Annotated in this window: 19 protein-coding genes and 3 tRNA genes; 10 read left to right on the top strand and 12 right to left on the bottom strand. The window is 61.5% G+C overall.

The genetic code is table 11. The annotated features are described in order from the left end of the window. Positions 1–9: 9 nt before the first annotated feature. From BLS60_RS14170 to BLS60_RS14160, 3 genes are all read right to left on the bottom strand, one after another. Positions 10–94, bottom strand: a tRNA-Leu gene (locus BLS60_RS14170). 62 nt (positions 95–156) lie between these two features. Further along, a tRNA-His gene (locus BLS60_RS14165) sits at positions 157–232 on the bottom strand. A gap of 38 nt (positions 233–270) precedes the next feature. Next, positions 271–347: transfer RNA gene (locus BLS60_RS14160), tRNA-Arg, on the bottom strand. Between the two features lie 267 nt (positions 348–614). Between BLS60_RS14160 and folD the strand changes: the two genes are divergently transcribed. Further along, entirely contained in the window at positions 615–1,469 is an 855-nt protein-coding gene (folD, locus tag BLS60_RS14155) for a bifunctional methylenetetrahydrofolate dehydrogenase/methenyltetrahydrofolate cyclohydrolase FolD (protein ID WP_070883389.1), read from the top strand. A 50-nt stretch (positions 1,470–1,519) separates the two neighbouring features. On the opposite strand, the gene BLS60_RS14150 is transcribed toward folD, so the two are convergent. The 3 genes from BLS60_RS14150 to BLS60_RS14140 all read right to left on the bottom strand — a co-directional run bounded on the left by BLS60_RS14150 (position 1,520) and on the right by BLS60_RS14140 (position 6,567). Further along, entirely contained in the window at positions 1,520–3,439 is a 1,920-nt protein-coding gene (locus tag BLS60_RS14150; RefSeq protein WP_092369194.1) for a DEAD/DEAH box helicase, read from the bottom strand. A gap of 77 nt (positions 3,440–3,516) precedes the next feature. Beyond that, a complete protein-coding gene (gene cysS / locus BLS60_RS14145; protein WP_092369191.1) occupies positions 3,517–4,902 on the bottom strand; it encodes a cysteine--tRNA ligase in 1,386 nt (461 codons plus the stop codon). Beyond that, positions 4,903–6,567, bottom strand: a complete 1,665-nt coding sequence (locus BLS60_RS14140; RefSeq protein ID WP_092369188.1) for a glutamine--tRNA ligase/YqeY domain fusion protein — start codon at positions 6,565–6,567, stop codon at positions 4,903–4,905. It abuts the gene before it with no gap. Positions 6,568–6,750: 183 nt separating this feature from the next. Between BLS60_RS14140 and BLS60_RS14135 the strand changes: the two genes are divergently transcribed. Both BLS60_RS14135 and lpxH read left to right on the top strand, forming a co-directional pair. Then, positions 6,751–7,245 (top strand): peptidylprolyl isomerase, encoded by a 495-nt coding sequence (locus BLS60_RS14135; protein ID WP_092369186.1) that lies wholly within the window; start codon positions 6,751–6,753, stop codon positions 7,243–7,245. Next, complete coding sequence (gene lpxH, locus BLS60_RS14130; RefSeq protein WP_092369183.1) at positions 7,242–7,964, top strand: UDP-2,3-diacylglucosamine diphosphatase; 723 nt, start codon at positions 7,242–7,244, stop codon at positions 7,962–7,964. Before BLS60_RS14135 ends, lpxH begins: the two co-directional genes overlap by 4 nt. A gap of 62 nt (positions 7,965–8,026) precedes the next feature. Here lpxH and BLS60_RS14125 read toward each other — a convergent pair whose 3' ends face one another. Together BLS60_RS14125 and copM are read right to left on the bottom strand one after the other, a co-directional pair. Continuing rightward, a complete protein-coding gene (locus tag BLS60_RS14125) occupies positions 8,027–8,686 on the bottom strand; it encodes a MiaE family protein (protein WP_244153417.1) in 660 nt (219 codons plus the stop codon). A gap of 111 nt (positions 8,687–8,797) precedes the next feature. Then, positions 8,798–9,472 carry a CopM family metallochaperone gene (gene copM, locus BLS60_RS14120; RefSeq protein ID WP_092369180.1) on the bottom strand — a complete coding sequence of 225 codons (675 nt, stop codon included), beginning with the start codon at positions 9,470–9,472 and terminating at the stop codon, positions 8,798–8,800. A 163-nt stretch (positions 9,473–9,635) separates the two neighbouring features. On the opposite strand from copM, the gene BLS60_RS14115 reads away from it, so the two are divergent. Beyond that, positions 9,636–10,499 (top strand): universal stress protein, encoded by an 864-nt coding sequence (locus tag BLS60_RS14115; RefSeq protein WP_092369177.1) that lies wholly within the window; start codon positions 9,636–9,638, stop codon positions 10,497–10,499. Here BLS60_RS14115 and BLS60_RS14110 read toward each other — a convergent pair whose 3' ends face one another. Then, complete coding sequence (locus BLS60_RS14110; RefSeq protein WP_074887485.1) at positions 10,500–10,733, bottom strand: DUF3820 family protein; 234 nt, start codon at positions 10,731–10,733, stop codon at positions 10,500–10,502. It abuts the gene before it with no gap. Positions 10,734–10,847: 114 nt separating this feature from the next. On the opposite strand from BLS60_RS14110, the gene BLS60_RS14105 reads away from it, so the two are divergent. Beyond that, the gene (locus BLS60_RS14105; RefSeq protein ID WP_092369174.1) at positions 10,848–11,216 is read left to right on the top strand and encodes a glutaredoxin family protein; all 369 of its coding nucleotides are present in this window, start codon (positions 10,848–10,850) and stop codon (positions 11,214–11,216) included. Positions 11,217–11,641: 425 nt separating this feature from the next. Here BLS60_RS14105 and cadR read toward each other — a convergent pair whose 3' ends face one another. Further along, positions 11,642–12,088, bottom strand: a complete 447-nt coding sequence (cadR, locus tag BLS60_RS14100) for a Cd(II)/Pb(II)-responsive transcriptional regulator (RefSeq protein ID WP_092369171.1) — start codon at positions 12,086–12,088, stop codon at positions 11,642–11,644. Positions 12,089–12,423: 335 nt separating this feature from the next. On the opposite strand from cadR, the gene BLS60_RS14095 reads away from it, so the two are divergent. Continuing rightward, positions 12,424–14,628 carry a heavy metal translocating P-type ATPase gene (locus BLS60_RS14095; protein ID WP_476742262.1) on the top strand — a complete coding sequence of 735 codons (2,205 nt, stop codon included), beginning with the start codon at positions 12,424–12,426 and terminating at the stop codon, positions 14,626–14,628. A 119-nt stretch (positions 14,629–14,747) separates the two neighbouring features. Here the strand turns inward: BLS60_RS14095 and BLS60_RS14090 are convergent, their stop codons facing one another. Together BLS60_RS14090 and BLS60_RS14085 are read right to left on the bottom strand one after the other, a co-directional pair. Beyond that, on the bottom strand, positions 14,748–15,350 hold the full coding sequence (locus BLS60_RS14090) for a glutathione S-transferase family protein (protein WP_070883400.1): 603 nt from the start codon (positions 15,348–15,350) through the stop codon (positions 14,748–14,750). Positions 15,351–15,389: 39 nt separating this feature from the next. Then, positions 15,390–16,556 (bottom strand): aminotransferase-like domain-containing protein, encoded by a 1,167-nt coding sequence (locus BLS60_RS14085; RefSeq protein ID WP_092369168.1) that lies wholly within the window; start codon positions 16,554–16,556, stop codon positions 15,390–15,392. 81 nt (positions 16,557–16,637) lie between these two features. Here BLS60_RS14085 and BLS60_RS14080 point away from each other — a divergent pair, with 81 nt between their 5' ends. From BLS60_RS14080 to BLS60_RS14065, 4 genes are all read left to right on the top strand, one after another. Further along, entirely contained in the window at positions 16,638–17,084 is a 447-nt protein-coding gene (locus BLS60_RS14080) for a MarR family winged helix-turn-helix transcriptional regulator (protein WP_092369165.1), read from the top strand. A gap of 96 nt (positions 17,085–17,180) precedes the next feature. Next, the gene (locus BLS60_RS14075; protein WP_092369162.1) at positions 17,181–17,795 is read left to right on the top strand and encodes a LysE family translocator; all 615 of its coding nucleotides are present in this window, start codon (positions 17,181–17,183) and stop codon (positions 17,793–17,795) included. Beyond that, positions 17,795–18,988: a benzoate/H(+) symporter BenE family transporter gene (locus BLS60_RS14070; RefSeq protein WP_092369159.1), complete on the top strand. Its 1,194-nt coding sequence runs from the start codon at positions 17,795–17,797 to the stop codon at positions 18,986–18,988. The genes BLS60_RS14075 and BLS60_RS14070 overlap by 1 nt, the downstream gene beginning before the upstream one ends. A gap of 208 nt (positions 18,989–19,196) precedes the next feature. Next, positions 19,197–20,201 carry an NADP-dependent oxidoreductase gene (locus BLS60_RS14065; RefSeq protein ID WP_092369156.1) on the top strand — a complete coding sequence of 335 codons (1,005 nt, stop codon included), beginning with the start codon at positions 19,197–19,199 and terminating at the stop codon, positions 20,199–20,201. Positions 20,202–20,464 lie beyond the last annotated feature (263 nt).

Here is a 20,464-nt window from a genome sequence, read left to right as displayed (position 1 = left end):
CGCTAAAGATGGTGCGGACGGAGAGACTCGAACTCTCACACCTTGCGGCGCTGGAACCTAAATCCAGTGTGTCTACCAATTCCACCACGTCCGCGTGGTAAATACCTTTTACAAACAAAAACGCCAGGCTTTTTAAGGCCTGGCGCTTTCAGAATATGGGGTGGACGAAGGGGATCGAACCCTCGACACCAGGAGCCACAATCCTGTGCTCTACCAACTGAGCTACGCCCACCATATTGCTTTACTGCTTACTTGTGCCGACTCACCTAGTGGCGCACCCGGCAGGACTCGAACCTGCGACCATCCGCTTAGAAGGCGGATGCTCTATCCAGCTGAGCTACGGGCACTTATCCATCCACTAGAGCAGATTTCAAGCTTCGGCTAGAGCGGCCACTTTCGTTGCTGCCGTTGCCGCTTTACCCTGTGACTTGCTGTGCTCGCCAAGTGGTGCGCATCTTATAGAGCCACCTAAATGCCGTCAACACCTGAATCGAAAAAATTCAGTTAGATAAAGGAGTTACACCAAATCCACGTGCACGCGCCTTTGCCCTTCCTTAATGCCATGCGAGAATGCGCGTCCTTTTTCACTCCCTTCCAATGGTTAATCGAGCGCAATGACCGCACAACTGATAGATGGCAAAGCGATTGCCGCCAATATCCGCCAGCAGATTGCCCAGCGCGTTGCCGAGCGACGCCAGCAGGGGCTGCGTGCGCCCGGCCTGGCGGTGATCCTGGTCGGCAGCGATCCCGCCTCTCAGGTATATGTCGCGCACAAGCGCAAGGATTGCGAGGAAGTCGGTTTTGTTTCCCGTGCTTATGACCTGAGCGCTGAAACCAGCCAGGATGAACTGCTCAACCTGATCGACTCGCTGAATAATGACGCCAGCATCGATGGCATTCTGGTGCAGTTGCCGTTGCCGGCACACCTCGATGCATCGCTGCTGCTGGAACGCATCCGCCCGGACAAGGATGTCGATGGATTCCACCCCTACAATATTGGCCGTCTGGCTCAACGCATGCCGCTACTGCGTCCCTGTACGCCGAAGGGCATCATGACGCTGCTGGCCAGCACGGGGCAGGATCTCTATGGCATGCACGCGGTAGTGGTGGGCGCTTCGAATATCGTTGGTCGGCCGATGGCGATGGAGCTTCTGCTCGGCGGCTGTACCGTGACCGTCACCCACCGTTTCACCAAAGATCTGGCCGGTCATGTGGGCCAGGCTGATATCGTCGTGGTTGCGGCGGGCAAGCCTGGGCTGGTCAAGGGCGAGTGGATCAAGGAAGGCGCCATCGTTATCGACGTGGGCATCAATCGCCAGGACGACGGCAAGCTGATCGGCGATGTGGTGTATGAAACCGCCCTGCCCCGCGCCGGCTGGATCACTCCGGTGCCCGGTGGTGTAGGCCCGATGACCCGCGCCTGCCTGCTGGAAAACACCCTGCATGCAGCGGAACATCTGCACGCCTGATGACCTTCGGCAGTAGCAAGAACGGCGCCCCTCGAGGCGCCGTTCTCGTTTCAACGCAGCTTCAATGAGCGCGTAGCCCCTTGAGGCTTGCGCACGAACCACAGCACTCGGCTGACGCCGCGCGTCACCGCCACGTAGCCCAGGCGCAGGCTTTCGTCGCCCATTGCCTGATCGTAACTGTTTGAGAAGAAACCGCTGTGCGCATACAGAGCATTGCGTAGCGGATGTGACATAACCGGCATGCAGTCATCGACAATGATCGCCACCTCTGCCTGCAGTCCCTTGGCGCGGTGAATGGTGTACACCTTTACCGGCAATTTGCGGTCGAGCGCGACCTGCACCTCTTTCAGTGTCTCGTTGCGCCGGCCAAGCAGCAAGACTGCCGTGCGCTCCTGCGAACCAATCGCCTCGGCGTATTCGCACTGCGCGCTGATTTCCCGCAGCAGGTCTGGTAAGTGCCGCGCCAGCTCGAACGGCGTTACCACCTGCACGCCATGTCCGCCTGCCGGCGTGGAGTGGATCGCCGCGGTGCGCTTGTCCTGCTTGAACGCCACATCCGAGAGGATGGCCTCGGCATCACGGATAACCGGTTCGATCGATCGGTAATTGGCCTGGAGCATCAGCACTGCGCTCTTACCCTTTCCTTTGCTGGGGAAGTGCCGATCAAAGTCCATGAACAGCTCCGGCGAGCTACCGCGCCAGCCGTAGATCGACTGCCAATCATCACCGATGGCCATCAGGCTGACCGCGCCCGCCTCACGAGCAAGGCGCCGATGCACGGCTTGCAGCCATTGCACGATCTGTGGCGAGACATCCTGGAATTCATCGATCAGCAGGTGAGACAGACTCGCAAGCGCGGCCGTCGGCAACCGAGCATCTCCTTCATCGAGCATCCGGGTCAGTTGCTGGAACGCGCCATTGAAGGTCAGCACGCCCTGCTGATCCAACTGTTGCTGCAGCGCTGTCCAAAATATCTGCAGCGCGCCTAGGAAGGCGCGCTCCTGCTCTGAGCAGGGCACCGTCTCGACCGCCAACTGCTCAATGCGAATACCGATGCTTTCGATAAAACCGGCCTGACCATAAAACGCCTCATGCAGCGGGACAGCGTGCAGCTCGCCGCTAACCTTGAACGGCTGCATAGGCGCCTTCGGTAACGGTTTCAGCTCATCGGGCACGGGTGATCTGAGCAGTGCATGAACCTGTGAGCGGAACGCTGGATCCTCGGCGTAACAGCGCTGGTACACCTCTTTCAGAAGGCGACTTTGCGCTGCCGCCAAGCGCCCGCCCGCCAAGGGGTTATCGGGCTCGCTGGCTGCACGGTCGCCCAGCTGTTCGAACCAGACGGGACTGCCCAGCGCCTCGCGCGCCAATACGCCCATAGCTGAATGGAAGGTACGCACACAGTCACGCACCGCGCGCTCCTCGATAGGCGCTTGCCAGAACGCCAGCACCTTGAGCAGGCGTTCACGCAGTTCGACGCAGGAGGCATTGGTGAAGGAGATCACCGTCAGCCGCTCGGGCTCGATGTTCAGATGACAGAGCATGAAGACCACGCGCAGCACTAGCGTGGTCGACTTACCCGAACCTGCGCCGGCGAAAATGCGCGTCAGCGGCTGGCGGCCCAGGATCATCGCCCACTGCTCGTCCGAGGGCGCGCCTACCATCCCAGCTGTAACAGCGCGCGCGACATTTTCGCGCATGGCCTGTTCCTGAGCAGCGGTAATTTTCAGGGCAGCCGCAGAGTAAATACCGACGCTCGCGCGCCTAACGGGCTTTTTTGTCGGACCGGCGCCCTTCCCTGCGCGTTCTGCAGCTGGCCCTTTTTTTCTGGCAGCAGGTTTGCCCTTGGCTTTTGGCGCCGCCTTGAGCCGCTCTGCAGCGGCATGTTTTTCAGCTTCAAGGTACGCTGCGGTACGTGGGAAATAGCGTGCCAGCGTGGTGGAAAGCAGCAGTTTGTAACGGGTCAGCATGGTGTTCCCATCAGCAATTCGGGCAGGCTTCTGAAAATGAAAAGGCCGCATTCGCGGCCTTTTTCAACGGCGATCGCTTATTCCGCCAGCCGCCAGGCGGTGCCGCCCTTACCGTCTTCGAGGACCACACCCAGCGCGGTGATCTGATCGCGGATACGGTCGGACTCGGCCCAGTTCTTCTCGGCACGCGCCTGCAGGCGCGCAGCGATCAGCGCTTCCACTTCGGCCGCATCGACCTTGCCTCCGGCGCCAGCCTGGAGAAACGCTTCCGGCTCCAGTTGCAGCACGCCGAGCACGCCAGCCAGCTGCTTGAGCTGAGCGGCCAGGCCGGCAGCGGCCTGTGAATCGCTGTCGCGCAGGCGATTGATCTCGCGGATCATCTCGAACAGCACCGCGCAGGCTTCCGGGGAGTTGAAGTCGTCATCCATCGCGGCGCTGAAGCGCTCGACGAAGGCCTCGCCACCGGCCGGAGCGACTTCGGGCAAGCCCTTGAGGCCGTTGTAAAAACGTTCCAGGGCGCCCTTGGCTTCCTTGAGGCTTTCTTCCGAGTAGTTGATCGGGCTGCGGTAGTGGCTGGACACCAGCAGGTAGCGCACCACTTCCGGGTGGTACTTCTCCAGCACTTCACGAATGGTGAAGAAGTTGCCCAGGCTCTTGGACATCTTCTCGCCATCCACGCGCACCGCACCGGCGTGCATCCAGGCATTGGCGTAAAGCTTGCCGGTCGCCGCTTCGCTCTGGGCAATCTCGTTCTCGTGGTGCGGGAACACCAGATCCGGGCCACCGCCATGAATATCGAAGGTCTCGCCCAGGCAGCAGGTGGACATCACCGAGCATTCGATATGCCAGCCCGGACGGCCCGCGCCCCACGGAGACTGCCAGCTCGGCTCACCCGGCTTGACGCCCTTCCACAATACGAAGTCCAGCGGGTCCTGTTTGATCTCGTCGACTTCGATGCGCGCACCGATTTTCAGGTCTTCGATCTTCTTGCGCGACAGCTTGCCGTAGCCGACGAACTTACCCACGCGGTAGTACACGTCGCCATTTCCCGGCGCATAGGCGTAGCCCTTGTCGATCAGGGTCTGGATCATCTCGTGCATGCCGGCGATATGGCCGGTGGCGCGAGGCTCCTGATCCGGACGCAGCACCGACAGGCGCGCTTCGTCTTCGTGCATGGCTGCGATCATGCGCTCGACCAGCGCTTCGAACGGCTCGCCGTTCTCGTTGGCGCGGCGGATGATCTTGTCGTCGATGTCAGTGATGTTGCGCACGTAGGTCACGTCATAGCCGCGATGACGCAGCCAGCGGGTGACCACGTCGAAGGCGACCATCACCCGGGCATGGCCGATGTGGCAGAAGTCATAGACGGTCATACCGCACACATACATGCGCACCTGATTACCGACCAATGGCTTGAAGGGCTCTTTGACCTTACTCAGGGTGTTGTAGATCGACAGTGCCATTTACTGCCCCCAGGAATCGCGCAGGGTCACGGTGCGGTTGAACACCAGGGCGTCGGCTGTCGATTCCTTGTCGAGGCAGAAGTAACCTTCACGCTCAAACTGGAAACGGTCGTCAGCGCTTGCCTGGGCTAGCGACGGCTCAGCGCGGCAGCCCTGGAGCACCACCAGAGATTCCGGGTTGATGTTGTCGAGGAAGCTGCCGCTTTCTTCGGCTTTCTCCGGGTTTGCCGAACGGAACAGGCGGTCATACAGGCGCACTTCGCACTCGACGCTCTCGGCTGCCGGGACCCAGTGGATCACGCCCTTGACCTTGCGGCCTTCCGGGTTCTTGCCCAAGGTGTTTTCGTCGTAGGAGCAGCGCAGCTCGACGATATTGCCGGCGGCGTCCTTGATCGCTTCGTCGGCGCGAATCACGTAGCTACCGCGCAAGCGCGCTTCGCCGCCGGGAACCAGACGTTTGAAGCCGTCCGGCGGGGTTTCTTCGAAGTCGCCGGCATCGATGTAGATCTCGCGGGAGAACGGCAGCACGCGGGTGCCAATGTCCTGCTTGGGATGGCGCGCCAGCTCCAGGTTCTCGACCTTACCTTCCGGGTAATTGGTGATCACCACCTTGAGCGGCTTGAGCACGCACATGGCGCGCGACGCGTTGGCGTCCAGGTCTTCGCGGATGGCGAACTCGAGCATGCCGATGTCCACCAGTCCGCCGGCGCGGTTGACGCCGATCATATCGCAGAAGGTGCGGATCGAAGCCGGCGTGTAACCACGGCGACGATAGCCGGACAGGGTCGACATGCGCGGATCATCCCAGCCGCTGACGTGCTTCTCGTCGACCAGCTGCTTGAGCTTGCGCTTGCTGGTGATGGTGTAGTTCAGGTTCAGGCGGGCGAACTCGTACTGACGCGGCTGCGCCGGCACGGGCAGGTTGGCCAGGAACCATTCGTACAGTGGGCGATGGTCCTCGAACTCCAGGGTGCAGATGGAGTGGGTCACGCCTTCGATGGCATCCGACTGACCGTGGGTAAAGTCATAGCTCGGGTAGATGCACCACTTGTCACCGGTCTGATGGTGATGGGCGTGGCGGATGCGATAGAGGATCGGGTCACGCAGGTTCATGTTGCGCGAGGCCATGTCGATCTTGGCGCGCAGCGCGCAAGCGCCATCCGGGAACTCACCAGCCTTCATGCGCGCAAACAGATCGAGGTTCTCTTCGACACTGCGCTCGCGGTACGGGCTGTCCTTGCCTGGCGAGGTCAGGGTACCGCGGTATTCGCGGGCTTCGTCTGGCGACAGGTCGTCGACATAGGCCTTGCCAGCCTTGATCAGCTCGACGGCCCACTCATGCAGTTGGTCGAAGTAATTGGAGGCGTAACGCTCCTCGCCAGCCCATTTGAAGCCGAGCCACTCGACATCGGCCTTGATGGCGTCGATGTATTCCTGGTCTTCCTTGGCGGGATTGGTGTCGTCGAAACGCAGGTTGCACTCGCCACCGAATTCCTGGGCCAGGCCGAAGTTAAGGCAGATCGACTTGGCATGGCCGATATGCAGGTAGCCGTTGGGCTCCGGCGGGAAACGGGTAATGATCTTGGCATGCTTGCCAGCGTCCAGATCAGCCTGAACGAGGGGACGCAGGAAGTTGGCGGCTTTTTCGACGGTGGGCTTGCTCATGGTGTCCTTAGCGCGTGCGGATTGCGGCACAGGGTAGGCCGACTAAAACAAAGCGCTTATCATAGCCCAAGCTGTCAACCCCCTGACAGGCCTTGGCACCTGCTCCCTGACCTTCGGCCGACATTAATTGTCTGTACCGAACCGGGAGTAGCCCGGGATTTTCTCGACAGAGCGATTAAACACATGATCAAGCTGCACACCAACCACGGCGTCATCACCCTCAACCTGTTCGAAGACAAGGCACCGGAAACCGTTGCCAACTTCAAGGAATACGTGAAGAGCGGCCATTACGACGGCACCGTGTTCCACCGCGTGATCGGCAACTTCATGATCCAGGGTGGCGGTTTCGAGCCTGGCATGAAGCAGAAGCCGACCAAAGCGACGATCAAGAACGAAGCCAACAATGGTCTGAGTAACAAGATCGGCACCGTGGCCATGGCTCGCACCTCGGAGCCACACTCGGCGTCCGCGCAATTTTTCATCAACGTTGGTGACAACACCTTCCTCGACCACAGCGCACAGACCGTACAGGGCTGGGGTTATGCGGTGTTTGGTGAAGTGGTCGAAGGCATGGACGTAGTCGAAGCCATCAAAGGCGTTGCCACCACCATGAAATCCGGTCACCAGGACGTTCCGGCTGAAGACGTGATCATCGAGAAGGCCGAGATCGTCGAGTGATCCTGCTGATCTCCGACCTGCATCTTGAAGAGGAGCGCCCGGACATAACCCGGGCGTTCTTGCATTTTCTCGACACTCGGGCGCGCCAAGCCGAGGCGCTGTACATTCTTGGCGATTTTTTCGAGGTGTGGATTGGCGACGATGCCATGACGCCCTTCCAGCACAGCATCGCCCAGGCCCTGCGCGGCTTGAGCGACAGCGGTACGCGCATTTACCTGATGCACGGCAACCGTGACTTCCTACTAGGCAAGGCGTTCTGCCGCGAGGCTGGCTGCACGCTGCTCAGCGATCCTCACGAAGTTCGCTTGGCAGGCGAAAAAGTACTGCTGATGCACGGCGACAGCCTGTGCACGCTGGATGTCGGCTACATGAAAATGCGCCGCTGGCTGCGCAACCCGGTGAGCCTGTTCATCCTGCGTAACCTGCCGCTGAGTACCCGCCACAAGCTGGCGCGCAAACTACGCTCGGAAAGCCGCTCACAGACCCGCACGAAGGCCAGTGACATTGTTGATGTCACGCCAGATGAAGTGCAGCGGGTGATGGCGGCCCATGGCGTACGCACACTGATCCACGGTCACACCCACCGCCCTGCCACCCACCAATTGCAGGTCGATGGCCAACCGGCGCGGCGAATCGTCTTGGGCGACTGGGATAAACAGGGTTGGGCGCTGCAGATCGATGAAAACGGCTTTAACCAGAGCGCCTTCGCCCTGGATTGAAACAGTAGGCAGCCCGCGTTGAGCGAAGCGATACCCGGGAATTATCCCTCGGCGAATCCCGCCTATGCCTGCGGAACGCCGCTGTGGAAGCGAAATTCCGTATCCGGCGACTCGATGAGCTCCTGCTCGAGCGCCCTCACCCGCTCGATGGCCTGATCGACATCCGCCGTATCGCCATACTGGTAGGCGAGTTTCAGGTAACCCTGAAAGTGCCGCGCTTCGCTTTTCAGCAGACCGAAGTAGAACTTGCCCAGTTCTTCGTCCAGATGCGGCACGATCGCCTCGAAGCGCTCGCAGCTGCGCGCCTCGATAAAGGCACCGACCACCAGGGTGTCGACCAGCTTGTAGGGTTCGTGATTGCGCATGCCCTTGCGCAGGCCCGAGGCGTAGCGCGCGGCGGAAACCGGACGCAGGCCGATCTTGCGGCGTTTCATGATGCGCAGCACCTGCTCGTGGTGAACCAGTTCCTCACGAGCCAGGCGCGACATCATGGTGATCAAATCCGCGTGGCAACTGTACTTGGCGATCAGGCTGAGCGCCGTGCTGGCAGCTTTGAACTCACAGTTTTTATGGTCAATCAGCATGATATCCTGATTGGCCAGGGCAGCATCGACCCAGGGCTGAGGCGTGCGGCAACCGAGAAATTCATGGATTTCCGGCAGGTTCGGCGTGGCGCTGCGGCGGCTGGGCGATGGCTGATCGGGAGCAGTGGCTGGAAACAACACGGGTATGGGCTCTGGCGGCTGGCTATTTGATAAGCCGGCCATTATAGGGCCGCCAGAGCGGCGCGTCCTGCCTATCGGCCCGCGCAGAGCATGGGCAGGTCGAACGACTCAGTTGTTTTCCAGCCAAGCGCTCATCTGGGTGATTTCCTGCTCCTGCGCAGCGATAACCTGCTTGGCAAGCTTCAGCACTTCTGGGTCGGAGCCGTAAGCCAATGCGACCTTGGCCATCTCGATGGCGCCCTGATGGTGAGGAATCATCCCGCGCATGAAGTCCTGATCGGCGTTACCACTGAAATCAACGGCCATGGCACCGTGCATACGATGGTTGACCGCCTCGAATGCAGCCCTGACTTCAGCGCTCTTGCCGGCGTCGGGAGTGGCCTCATACCGCGCGGCGTTAGCGGCCAACCACTCGTTCATCAGGCTGATCTCCTGATCCTGCGCGGCAATGATCTCGTTGGCCAAGGCACGCACCCTTGCGTCGCTGCCGTACTGCAGCGCGACCTTGGCCATCTCGATAGCCCCCTGATGATGGGGAATCATGCCGCGCATGAAATCCACGTCGGCATTGCCTGTCAGCGTGACGGCCATCGCCTTGTGCATCCTGTCGTTGATCGTGCGGTAGGCGGTCGTCGAGGCACTGGCAGTTGCAGACTTGCCCTCGGCCGCATGCCCGGCATGCCCGCCTGCATGGCCACTGGTTGCATCCTGGGCGGCGGCCAGGCCGGCGCTTAGCAGCGACGTGGCGGTAACCAGCAGTACCCCTAGGGTTTGGGCTTTCATTGAGGATCCTCGACCATTGATGAGAGGTCGGAACCTACACCTTGCCACGACGGCAAGGTCAAGATGTGGTCTGCCTGCCGCTGCCGCCTATCACCAGGGAGCGGCGATAGGCGCAGCAGGCGATCTATAGTGGATAGGGCCAGCCACATGCAGAGGAAACGCCATGCAAGCCATCCGCAGTATTCTCGTTGTCATTCAACCGGATCATGCCGAAGGGTTGGCGCTCAAGCGCGCGAAACTGATCGCCGGGGTGACGCGATCCCATGTGCATCTGCTTGTCTGCGACGACGCCAACGATCACAGCGGTTATCTGCGCCAGCTGTGCAATACGCTGCAGCAGGACGGCTACAGCGCGACTGGCCAACAGGCTTGGCACGGCAGCGCTCACGACACGATCAACAACGCTCAGCAGGCCGAAGGCTGCGGACTCGTGGTCAAGCAACATTTACCGGACAACCCGCTGAAAAAGGCGCTGCTCACTCCCGATGACTGGAAACTGCTGCGCTCCTGCCCCAGCCCGGTGCTCCTGGTGAAAACCCATGCGCCATGGACCGGCGGTCATGTGTTGGCCGCCGTGGATGTGGGCAATGCCGACGATGAGCACCGCGACTTGCACACCCGCATCATCGACCACGGCTATGACCTTGCCAGCCTGGCCAAGGCCGAATTGCACGTCCTCAGCGCCCACCCATCACCGATGCTGGCCGCGGCTGACCCGACTTTTCAGTTGCGTGACACTATCGAGGCACGCTATCGCCAGCAATGTCGGGCGTTTCAAGAAACCTACGACATCGATGATCAGCACCTGCATATCGCCGAAGGGCCGGCCGATGTGCTGATCCCGCATTTCGCTCGGCAGCTGCATGCTGCGGTCACGGTGATCGGTACGGTTGCGCGCACCGGCTTCAGTGGTGCGCTGATCGGCAATACCGCCGAAGTGATCCTAGACACGCTGGAAAGTGACATTCTGGTGCTCAAACCCGACAGCATCATCGAGCACCTGGAACAGCAGCTCAGCGAGCGCTGATCACTCGCGAAACGGCTGTCTTGGTCTGCTGCGCAACGGATCGAGCAACGACGACAAGCCGTTGTGATCGATTTCCTGCATCAACGCCAGCAACTGACCGATTTCCCCCTTGGGAAAACCCTCGCGGGCGAACCAGTTCAGGTAATGCCCAGGTAGGTCGGCGATCAACCGCCCCTTGTATTTGCCAAAGGGCATTTCTCGGCTCACCAACAATTTCAGGTCTTCGGGTTTCATCAGATCGGCCGTCAGGTTTGCGTGGACGGGGCATTATGCCGCAACCGCCAGGCGGTTGGGCCGGCCGCCCAACTCGGGTAAGCTGCGCGCCGTTCACACTTGCAGGTACTCATCATGATTATCAAGGCACTGCGCCTCGGCCTCGGCCAACTGATCGTTCTTGGCGACCTCGCCACTCGCCCGGCCAAAATGAAGCGCGCACCCGCCGATCAGGCTGCGGTCGAGCAGGCAGCGGGCAACCTGGCGTTGTATCAGTTCAAGGCCTGTCCGTTCTGCGTGAAAATCCGCCGCAAGCTGCACGCACTTAACGTGCCGGTGGCCATGCGTGATGCGAAGAATGACGCCACTGCCCGCAGCGAGCTGGAGAGCCAAGGTGGCAAGATTCAGGTGCCGTGCCTGCGCATTGAAGAAAACGGCCAGAGCACCTGGCTGTACGAATCCAAGGCCATTGCTGCCTATCTGGACCAGCGCTTTGCGGTGTGAAGCTCCCCTAGGAGGCTGAAACGCAGGCGTTCCTTAGCGGCATCTTAGAGCCTGTTCACGATCTTTATGCGCCTGAAGTAGCAGCTACAAGGCGATAGCGGACGTAGGGTGGATCGGGGCGCGTAGATGAGGCGTCGTCCACCCTACGACTGTGGGAGCGGGCCGTGCCCGCGATTCGCGTGCATGAACAACTGGGCGTCCCCGCCCGCTCCCACCATTCGTAGGTTACGCATCATCTGCGCGCATCCCAGGTAGACGTAGGGTGGATGGCGCTTTTTTCATCCACCATTGTGATCGTAAAGCGGTGGACGGATGAAGCGTCGTCCACCCTACGCCTAGAGCCCCTCCCACGATCGTGAACGGCCGCTCCCGCCACTTAGCTGCCAAAATCGGCGAATCTGGGCTGAAAGATTATGAACAGGCTCTTAGTGCTGATGGCTACGTCCGACATGGGAGACATCCTTGTCGGTATGCAGGGTGTCACTGGTGCTGAGCTGCCGGATGATCTCGCAGGGCGAAGACTGCTGGTCCGCCAGGCAACTGTTGCGCAGCTCGACCAGTTGCCCTTGCAGGGACTGCAAGCTGGCGATTCGCGAATTAACGTGTTCGATGTGCTCGTCAATCAACGTGTTGATGGCCTCGCAGTTTTCCGCCGGTCGACCGCGCAGGCTGAGCAGCTCGCGAATTTCGTCGAGCGTCATGTCCAGCGTGCGGCAATTGCGGATAAAGGTCAGCCGCTCGAGGTGCTCGGGGCGGTAAAGCCGGTAATTGCCCTCGCTGCGCTGTGGTGCAGGTAGCAGCCCTTCGCGCTCGTAGTAGCGGATGGTTTCCACCGGACACCCGGTGACTGTCGCTAATTCGCCAATTTTCATCATCTGTTCCTCAGGTGCTTGACCCTATAGTGGCTACAGGGTGTTCACTCAGCAACATGATAGCTGGGAGAACCCACATGGCGAATTGTTGCGATAACGAACGAACCCCCGAGCCCTTAGCGCCCAAGGCTTCGTGCTGTGATACCGAGGCGGCATCGTCCTGCTGCGCCACCAGCCCATTGGTCAGCCAGATCAGCGAGCCTGCTGCCACAGCTGCGTCTGCGCAAACGCTCTCCGCTGGTGAAAGCAGCACACTGCGCATCGAAGCAATGTGCTGCCCGACCGAAGAGGGCCTTATTCGCGGCAAGCTGCAGCACCTGCCCGAAGTGCACGCCATGCAGTTCAACCTGCTCAACCGTACCTTGCTCGTGCAGCACGACGCAGGTGCTGCGCCGCTGCTGATGAAGACGATTGCCAGCCTCGGCATGCAGGCCACGCCACTGGCGAGCGAAACCCGGGTGCGCATCGAGCAGATGGATTGCCCCACCGAAGAGCGACTGATCAGCGACAAGCTCGCCCGTCAGCCCGGTATCGAGGCCCTGCACTTCAACGTGATGCAAGGAGTGCTGACCATTCGACACAGCTCGGACGCGCTCGAGCCGGCCCTGCAAGCCATCCGGGAATTGGGCTTCACGCCTCAGCTCGAAGGCGGCGAAGGCCAGCCGACCGCAGCAGAGCCCACACCGGACGGCAGGCCGTGGCGCCAGATCATCGCCGGCATCGCGGCATTCCTGGCCGAGCTGGTGCACTTCACCGATACCGCGCCGCAATGGGTAGTGGCACTGATCGCCCTGGGCGCCATTCTCACCGCCGGACTCGATGTTTATAAAAAAGGCTGGATCGCCCTCAAGAACTTCAATCTGAACATCAATGCGCTGATGAGCATTGCCGTGACTGGCGCGGTGCTGATCGGCCAGTGGCCGGAGGCCGCAATGGTCATGGTGCTGTTCGCCATCGCCGAGCGGATCGAAGCGAAGTCCCTGGATCGCGCGCGCAACGCCATTCGCGGCTTGCTTGCGCTGACCCCGGAACGGGCCACGGTGCGCCAGGCCGACGGCAGCTGGCAGGCCCTGGACGTAGCGCAGGTGGGCATCGGCAGCGTGGTACGCCTGCGCCCAGGCGAGCGCATCGGCCTGGATGGCGAGGTGCTGGCGGGGCACTCGACAGTCGACCAATCGCCGATCACTGGCGAAAGTTTGCCGATCGAGAAAAGCTTGGGCGATCCGCTGTTCGCGGGCACCATCAACCAGAGCGGCGCATTGGAATACCGGGTCAGCGCCGCCGCCAGCAACAGCACGCTGTCGCGCATCATCAAGGCAGTGGAGGAAGCCCAGGGCGCGCGCGCGCCGACCCAACGTTTCGTTGATCGCTTCGCACGCATCTACACCCCACTGGTGTTCCTGCTTTCCATGGCAGTGGCCGTGGTGCCACCGCTGCTGTTCGGCGGTGGCTGGTACGACTGGATCTACCGCGCGCTGGTGCTGCTGGTGGTTGCCTGCCCCTGCGCGCTGGTGATCTCCACGCCAGTAAGCATCGTCAGCGGCTTGGCCGCGGCGGCGCGCAAAGGCATTCTGGTCAAGGGCGGCGTGTACCTGGAGAACGGCCGGCACATCACCCACCTGGCGCTGGACAAGACCGGCACCCTCACCCACGGCAAACCGGTGCAGACCGATTATCAGGCGCTGGGCGAAGATGCCGATCACTACCGTAACTGTGCAGCCAGCCTGGCCGCTCGCTCCGATCACCCGGTGTCGCTGGCGGTCGCCCAGGCGGCGCAGGAGCAAGGCATCGTTCTTGGTGACGTGCAGGCATTCGAAGCGCTGCCCGGGCGTGGCGTACGAGGCGTTATCGACGGCCAGCGCTACCAGTTGGGTAACCGCCGCCTGCTTGAAGAGCGAGGCCTTTGCACGCAAGCGATCCAAGCCCGGCTCGATCAGCTAGAGCGTCAAGGCAAGACAGTGATCGTGCTAAGCGACGAGCAGCGCGCACTGGCGCTTTTCGCGGTCGCCGATACGCTCAAGGCCAGCAGCCGTGAGGCCATCGCCGCCCTGCACGCCCTGGGCATCAAGACCGTCATGCTCACCGGCGACAACCAGCACACCGCCCAGGCCATCGCCGCTCAGGTCGGCATCGATGAAGCTCGCGGTGATCTGCTGCCCGCCGACAAACTGGCCACTGTCGAAAGCCTGCTCGGCCAGAAAGGCATGGTCGCCATGGTCGGCGATGGCATCAATGACGCCCCTGCTCTGGCCCGCGCCGATATCGGTTTTGCCATGGCGGCAATTGGTACTGACACGGCCATCGAAACCGCCGACGTGGCGATCATGGACGATGATCTGCGCAAGATTCCTTCGTTCATCCGCCTGTCGCAGCAGACCGCGACGATCCTCAAGCAGAACATCGCCCTGGCTCTGGGCATCAAGATGATCTTTCTGGCCATGACCATCACTGGTCAGGTGACCATGTGGATGGCGGTATTCGCCGATGTCGGCGTGAGCCTGCTGGTGGTGTTCAACGGGCTGCGGCTGCTGCGCAAATAGGCGATACGCAGCCCGAGCCGGGGGCCGCGATAGAGAAACGATGGGTTACACCCATCCTACGGTACTAGCTTCGACCTGTAAGATGGGTCGGGCCGCGTAGGTGCAACCCATCAAAAAGATCAGCCCAGCATGGTCACATGCTTCGGGTGACTGGCGACCCGAGCCAGCCAGGCATTGATTGCCGGATAACCGCTCAGGTCGAAGCCGCCTTCGTGAGCGACATGGGTGTAGGCGTATAGGGCGATGTCGGCGATGGTGTAGCGATCTCCCACCAGATACGGCGTCTGTTGCAACTGCCGCTCCATGACCCGCAGTGCCTTGTGGCCGCGCACCTGGCAGACCTTGTACTCCTCGGCGCGCGCCGCCGGCATGCCTTCGAGCCACTGAATGCGCCGCGCCACGGCAATGTAGGGCTCATGACTGTACTGTTCGAAGAACTGCCACTGCAGCACCTGGGTACGCAGGCGTGGCTCGCTCGCCAGGAACTCGCTGCCATCGGCAAGGAAATTGAGGATGGCGTTGGACTCCCACAGGCAAGTGCCGTCTTCCAGCTCCAGCACCGGAATCTTGCCGTTGGGGTTCTTGGCCAAGAACTCGGGGCTCTGGGTTTCGCCTTTGAAAATATCGACGGGCACCCATTCGAAGGGTCTGCCGAGCAGGGCCAGCATCAGCTTGACCTTGTAGCAGTTGCCCGATCGGTAATCGCCATACACCTTGTACATGTTCGCCTCCTCAACTCGATGATCGTTATCTGCCGATAATCATGCTGCCTGTGCGGCAAGCCCCTGACGCACCACACTCGCCAGCCGGCGCAGCCCTTCGCCCAGACGTTCCGGCGCCACGTGGCTGAAGTTCAGCCGCAGGTAGCCTGGTTCGCGATCCGGGTCGATGAAAAACGGCTCGCCCGGCATGAATGCCACGTTCTGTGCCAGCGCCGCGTCGAGCAGCAGGCGCGTGTCTTGCGGCTGCTTGAGCTGCAGCCAGAAGAACAAGCCGCCCTGGGGAATCTGCCACTCGGCCAGATCACTGAAATGTTCGACGAGCGCCGCCTGCATCGCATCACGCCGCAGGCGATAGAAATCTCGCAGCTCGGCCAGGTGCTCGGCGTAGCGCTCGGTACCCAACCACTGCAGCGCCTGCCACTGGCCGACCCGGTTGGTGTGCAGATCCGCCGACTGCTTGAGGCGCAGCAGGTGCGGATACAGGTCCGGCGTGGCGATCAGGTAACCGACGCGCAAGCCGGGCAACAGGGTCTTGGAGACGGTACCGGTGTAAATCCAGCTGGCCTTGCGCAGGCGGCTGACGATAGGCGTGGCGCTGCCGGCGTCGAACACCAGTTCGCGGTACGGCTCGTCCTCGATCAGGGTGACCTGGTAGCGATCCAGCAAGGCTGCCACGGCATCGCGCTTGGCTTCGCTGTAGCGCACGGCGCTGGGGTTCTGGAACGTCGGGATCAGGTAGGCGAAAGCCGGACGCTGGCGTTCCAGCTGCTCTTCGAGCGCTTGCAAATGCGGGCCATCAGCCTCCTGCGGCACGGCGATGCACTCGGCGCCAAACAGCTGGAAGGCCTGCAGCGCCGCCAGGTAGGTCGGCGCCTCGAGCAGGACTTTGGTGCCCGGATCGATGAACAGTTTGCTGGCCAGATCCAGGGTCTGCTGCGAGCCGCTGACGATCAGCACCTGGCTCGCCTCGCACGGGACGCCAAGGGCCCTCGCCTCGGCCGCGATTGCTTCACGCAGCGCCGGCTCGCCTTCACTCATGCCGTATTGGCCCATGCTGGCAGGCATTTGAGACCAGTCGAGGGTGGGCAACATCTCTTCGGCGGGCAGGCCACCGGCGAACGACATCACCTCCGGGCGCTGAGCGGCAGCGAGAATCTCGCGGATCAGGGAGCTTTTCAGGCGGGTGATGCGTTCGGAGAAGGCCATGAATGTCACCGGGTGATAAGTTGGAAAAATTGGGTCAAACTGCTTGACCGAAAGTACGACGCTCGAGACATATACGTCAATATGATTGACCTTAAAAATTCAGCCGCTCAACAAGCGGCCATGGAAGCCTTCTTCTTTGGTTACCAGGCGTTCACCGCCAAGGCCGACGAAATGCTCGCGCGCCGAGGACTGTCACGGGTGCACCAGCGCATCCTGTTTTTCATCGCCCGCCACCCTGGGTTGAGCGTCAAGGAACTGCTCGCCTACCTTGGCGTGAGCAAACAGGCGCTGAGCATTCCGCTGCGTCAGCTGCAGGAAATGAATCTGGCGCAGAGCGTTCCCGCCGAAGATGACAAGCGCAAGCGCCTGCTCGGCCTCACCGCCGAGGGTGCCAATCTGGAACGGGCATTGCGCCGCGAACAGGTAAAACTGCTGCAGCGCGCGTTCGACGAGAGCGGTAAGCACGCGGTAGATGGCTGGCTGGCAGTGAACAAGGCATTGAGCGGTACAGGTCGAACACCAGAGTGATCGAAGCACAACTGTATGGTTGCTTATAGCCGCCGCTGTACCGCGACGGCCACGCTGGCAGCCCTTATCGTTTCGGCTCAACCATGAGAAACCGCCATGACCCCGGAACTGCTGCTCGCCTTCGTCGCTTTTGCCTTCGTCACCTCGGTGACACCCGGCCCCAACAACATGATGCTGCTCGCCTCCGGGGTGAACTTCGGCCTGCGCCGTAGCGTGCCGCACATGCTTGGCATCAGCCTCGGCTTCATGGTGCTGGTGATGTGCGTAGGGTTTGGCCTCGGCCAGGTGTTCGAGCAGATGCCCGCGTTGTACACCGTGCTGCGCTACCTGGGAGCGGCCTACCTGCTCTATCTGGCCTGGAAAATCGCGGGCTCCGGCGCACCGGATGGCAACGGCAGTGAAACCGGCAAGCCCTTCACCTTTCTCCAGGCCGCAGCCTTTCAGTGGGTCAACCCCAAGGCTTGGGTCATGGCCATCGGCGCCATCACCACCTACACACCACAGGACAACTTCCTGATCAATGTGCTGCTGATCGCCGGGCTGTTCGCGCTGGTCAACTGCCCAAGCGTGGGGCTGTGGACGGTGGCAGGCTCGCTGCTGCGCAACTGGCTGCGTAACCCCCGTGTGCTGCGTGCCTTCAACATCGGCATGGCGGTGCTGCTGGTGGCCTCGCTGTACCCGATATTCGCCGATATGAAAGGAGTGCTGTGATGCTCGAGAGCAGCCGCCCTCGCCTGCGCCCCCTGGCCGACACCTCGACCTCCGCCGTAGTAGCCGGCTTTATCGGCATGCTCACGGGCTACACCAGCTCGCTGGTGCTGATGTTCCAGGCGGGCCAGGCTGCCGGGCTCAGCGCCGGGCAGATCTCTTCCTGGATATGGGCGCTGTCAATCGGCATGGCGGTGACCTGCATCGGCCTCTCGCTGCGCTACCGCGCCCCGGTGATGGTCGCCTGGTCGACCCCCGGCGCGGCATTGCTGATCACCAGCCTGCCTGGCGTACCGTATAGCGAGGCAATCGGCGCCTACATTCTCTGCTCGGCATTGATCCTGGTCTGCGGCCTCACCGGCAGCTTCGACCGCATCATGCGGCGCATCCCCGGCTCCATCGCCGCCGCCCTGCTAGCTGGCGTGCTGTTCAAGATTGCCCTGGAAATCTGCGTGGCCGCCGAGCAACAACCGCTGCTGGTGATTGCCATGCTGTTCGCGTATCTGCTGGGCAAACGCCTGCTGCCCCGCTACGCGGTACTGGCGGCGCTGCTGGTTGGCTGCGTGCTGGCAGGCACTCTAGGGCTGCTGAATTTCTCCGAGTTCGAACTGCAACTGGCGACACCGGAATGGACCACGCCGAGCTTTTCCATCGCGGCGGCAATCAGCATCGGCATCCCGCTGTTCATCGTCGCCATGGCTTCGCAGAACCTGCCGGGCATGGCCGTGCTGCGTGCCAATGGTTATGACGTGCCGGCATCGCCATTGCTCAACACCACCAGCCTGGTGTCGATTCTGCTGGCCCCGTTCGGCTCCCACGGCATCCACATGGCCGCCATCAGTGCCGCGATCTGCGCCGGCCCGGAGGCCCATGAAGACCCGAAAAAGCGCTATACGGCGGCCATCTGGTGCGGGGTGTTCTACGGCATTGCCGGGCTGTTTGGCGCCACCCTCGCGGCCCTGTTCGCCGCCCTGCCCAAGGCGCTGATCCTGTCGATCGCCGCCCTGGCGTTGTTCGCCTCGATCATCGGCGGCCTTACCCAGGCCATGAGCGAGGCGAAGGAACGCGAAGCGGCGCTTATCACCTTTCTCGTCACCGCGTCTGGGATGACGCTGTTCGGGGTCGGCTCGGCGTTCTGGGGCATCGTCGCGGGGCTGGTGACGTTGATGCTGCTCAACGGCGGCAGGCGCGCCTGAGCGCTTGTCGCCTTTACACGATTGGCGAAGCCCGGAAAATCACGCGCCGCAACCGAGCGAGTTAGCCGCGTTGGATATGTTGAATCTGCCGGATCAGATAGCCAGGCCCATCAGCTCGATGGATCGTTGACCATTCGGCCACCGCGACATCCTTGAGAATTTGCAGTCCGAGGCTTATCAACAGTACTTATTTCTACGGAGGCTTCTCATGTCCACTCAGCTAAACCGCCAGTTCCTGCTCGCCAAACGCCCCACCGGCATGGTCAGCCGCGACACCTTCGATTACGTGGAAAAGCCGGTCGGTGAGCCCACTGACGGACAGATTCTGGTGAAGAACCTCTATCTGTCGCTTGACCCGGCCATGCGCGGCTGGATGAACGAAGGCAAGTCGTATATCGCACCGGTCGGCCTGGGTGACGTGATGCGTGCGCTGGGCGTGGGTGAGGTGGTGGCGTCCAAGCATCCGGATTACGCTGTCGGTGATCACGTCAATGGCGCCCTCGGCGTGCAGGACTATTTCCTTGGCGAGCCAAAGGGCTTCTATAAAGTCGACCCCAAGCGCGCGCCACTGCCCGTGTACCTGTCGGCCTTGGGCATGACCGGCATGACCGCCTACTTCGCCCTGCTCGACGTCGGCGCGCCGAAAAGTGGTGACACCGTTGTACTGTCTGGCGCCGCCGGTGCCGTGGGCAGCATTGCCGGGCAGATTGCCAAGCTCAAGGGCTGTCGCGTGATCGGCATTGCCGGTGGCGCAGAGAAATGTGCCTACCTGACCGATGAGCTGGGTTTCGATGCGGCCATCGACTACAAGAGCGAGTCGCTGCCCGAGGCGCTCAAGCGCGAATGCCCAAAGGGCGTCGATGTGTATTTCGACAACGTCGGCGGCGAGACCCTGGACGCTGTGCTGGGCCGCCTCGCGCCGAAAGCACGGATCGTGATCTGCGGCGCGATCAGCCAGTACAACAACAAAGAAGCAGTCAAAGGCCCGGCCAATTATCTGTCATTGCTGGTCAACCGTGCACGCATGGAAGGTTTTGTGGTCATGGATCACGCCGCCAACTTCGGCAGCGCGGCCGCTGAAATCGGTGGTTGGCTGGCGAGCGGCAAGATCAAATCCAAGGAACATATCGTCGAAGGCCTGGAAACCTTCCCGGAAACCCTGCTCAAGCTGTTCAAGGGTGAAAACTTCGGCAAGCTCGTCCTCAAGGTCTAACGCCTGCGACCGAGCGGCGGCCCTGCCGCTCGGTCGACGTGGTTGCATCCGATAGGTCTGTAATCATCAGCTCTCCTGCGCCTCTGGGCCTCTGCGCGTAAAGCAGCACCTCCCCCTCTTATCCTCGCCAGCACGCCCCCACTGCACCCTACAAAAAAAGATGGCAATAAGCCATAAAAGCGCTTGAGGCGCCGCAGCTTGATCAGGTAGTTTGCCGCCATGCTGGTCGCCCCGTCGGGGCCAGGCTATTTCTTTCGTGCGCG

Origin of the sequence: Phytopseudomonas seleniipraecipitans (assembly GCF_900102335.1) — a bacterium.
GTDB classification, from domain to species: domain Bacteria; phylum Pseudomonadota; class Gammaproteobacteria; order Pseudomonadales; family Pseudomonadaceae; genus Aquipseudomonas; species Aquipseudomonas seleniipraecipitans.
This window is presented reverse-complemented; position numbering and strand designations above follow the sequence as displayed.

Coding starts and splice junctions, on each gene's coding strand:
- BLS60_RS14135 (WP_092369186.1), top strand. CDS start 6,751: ATGATCAAGCTGCACACCAACCACGGCGTCATCACCCTCAACCTGTTC.
- cysS (WP_092369191.1), bottom strand. CDS start 4,902: ATGGCACTGTCGATCTACAACACCCTGAGTAAGGTCAAAGAGCCCTTC.
- BLS60_RS14085 (WP_092369168.1), bottom strand. CDS start 16,556: ATGGCCTTCTCCGAACGCATCACCCGCCTGAAAAGCTCCCTGATCCGC.
- BLS60_RS14115 (WP_092369177.1), top strand. CDS start 9,636: ATGCAAGCCATCCGCAGTATTCTCGTTGTCATTCAACCGGATCATGCC.
- BLS60_RS14140 (WP_092369188.1), bottom strand. CDS start 6,567: ATGAGCAAGCCCACCGTCGAAAAAGCCGCCAACTTCCTGCGTCCCCTC.
- cadR (WP_092369171.1), bottom strand. CDS start 12,088: ATGAAAATTGGCGAATTAGCGACAGTCACCGGGTGTCCGGTGGAAACC.
- copM (WP_092369180.1), bottom strand. CDS start 9,472: ATGAAAGCCCAAACCCTAGGGGTACTGCTGGTTACCGCCACGTCGCTG.
- folD (WP_070883389.1), top strand. CDS start 615: ATGACCGCACAACTGATAGATGGCAAAGCGATTGCCGCCAATATCCGC.
- BLS60_RS14105 (WP_092369174.1), top strand. CDS start 10,848: ATGATTATCAAGGCACTGCGCCTCGGCCTCGGCCAACTGATCGTTCTT.
- BLS60_RS14065 (WP_092369156.1), top strand. CDS start 19,197: ATGTCCACTCAGCTAAACCGCCAGTTCCTGCTCGCCAAACGCCCCACC.
- BLS60_RS14080 (WP_092369165.1), top strand. CDS start 16,638: ATGATTGACCTTAAAAATTCAGCCGCTCAACAAGCGGCCATGGAAGCC.
- BLS60_RS14075 (WP_092369162.1), top strand. CDS start 17,181: ATGACCCCGGAACTGCTGCTCGCCTTCGTCGCTTTTGCCTTCGTCACC.
- BLS60_RS14070 (WP_092369159.1), top strand. CDS start 17,795: ATGCTCGAGAGCAGCCGCCCTCGCCTGCGCCCCCTGGCCGACACCTCG.
- BLS60_RS14090 (WP_070883400.1), bottom strand. CDS start 15,350: ATGTACAAGGTGTATGGCGATTACCGATCGGGCAACTGCTACAAGGTC.
- BLS60_RS14095 (WP_476742262.1), top strand. CDS start 12,424: ATGCAGTTCAACCTGCTCAACCGTACCTTGCTCGTGCAGCACGACGCA.
- BLS60_RS14150 (WP_092369194.1), bottom strand. CDS start 3,439: ATGCTGACCCGTTACAAACTGCTGCTTTCCACCACGCTGGCACGCTAT.
- BLS60_RS14110 (WP_074887485.1), bottom strand. CDS start 10,733: ATGAAACCCGAAGACCTGAAATTGTTGGTGAGCCGAGAAATGCCCTTT.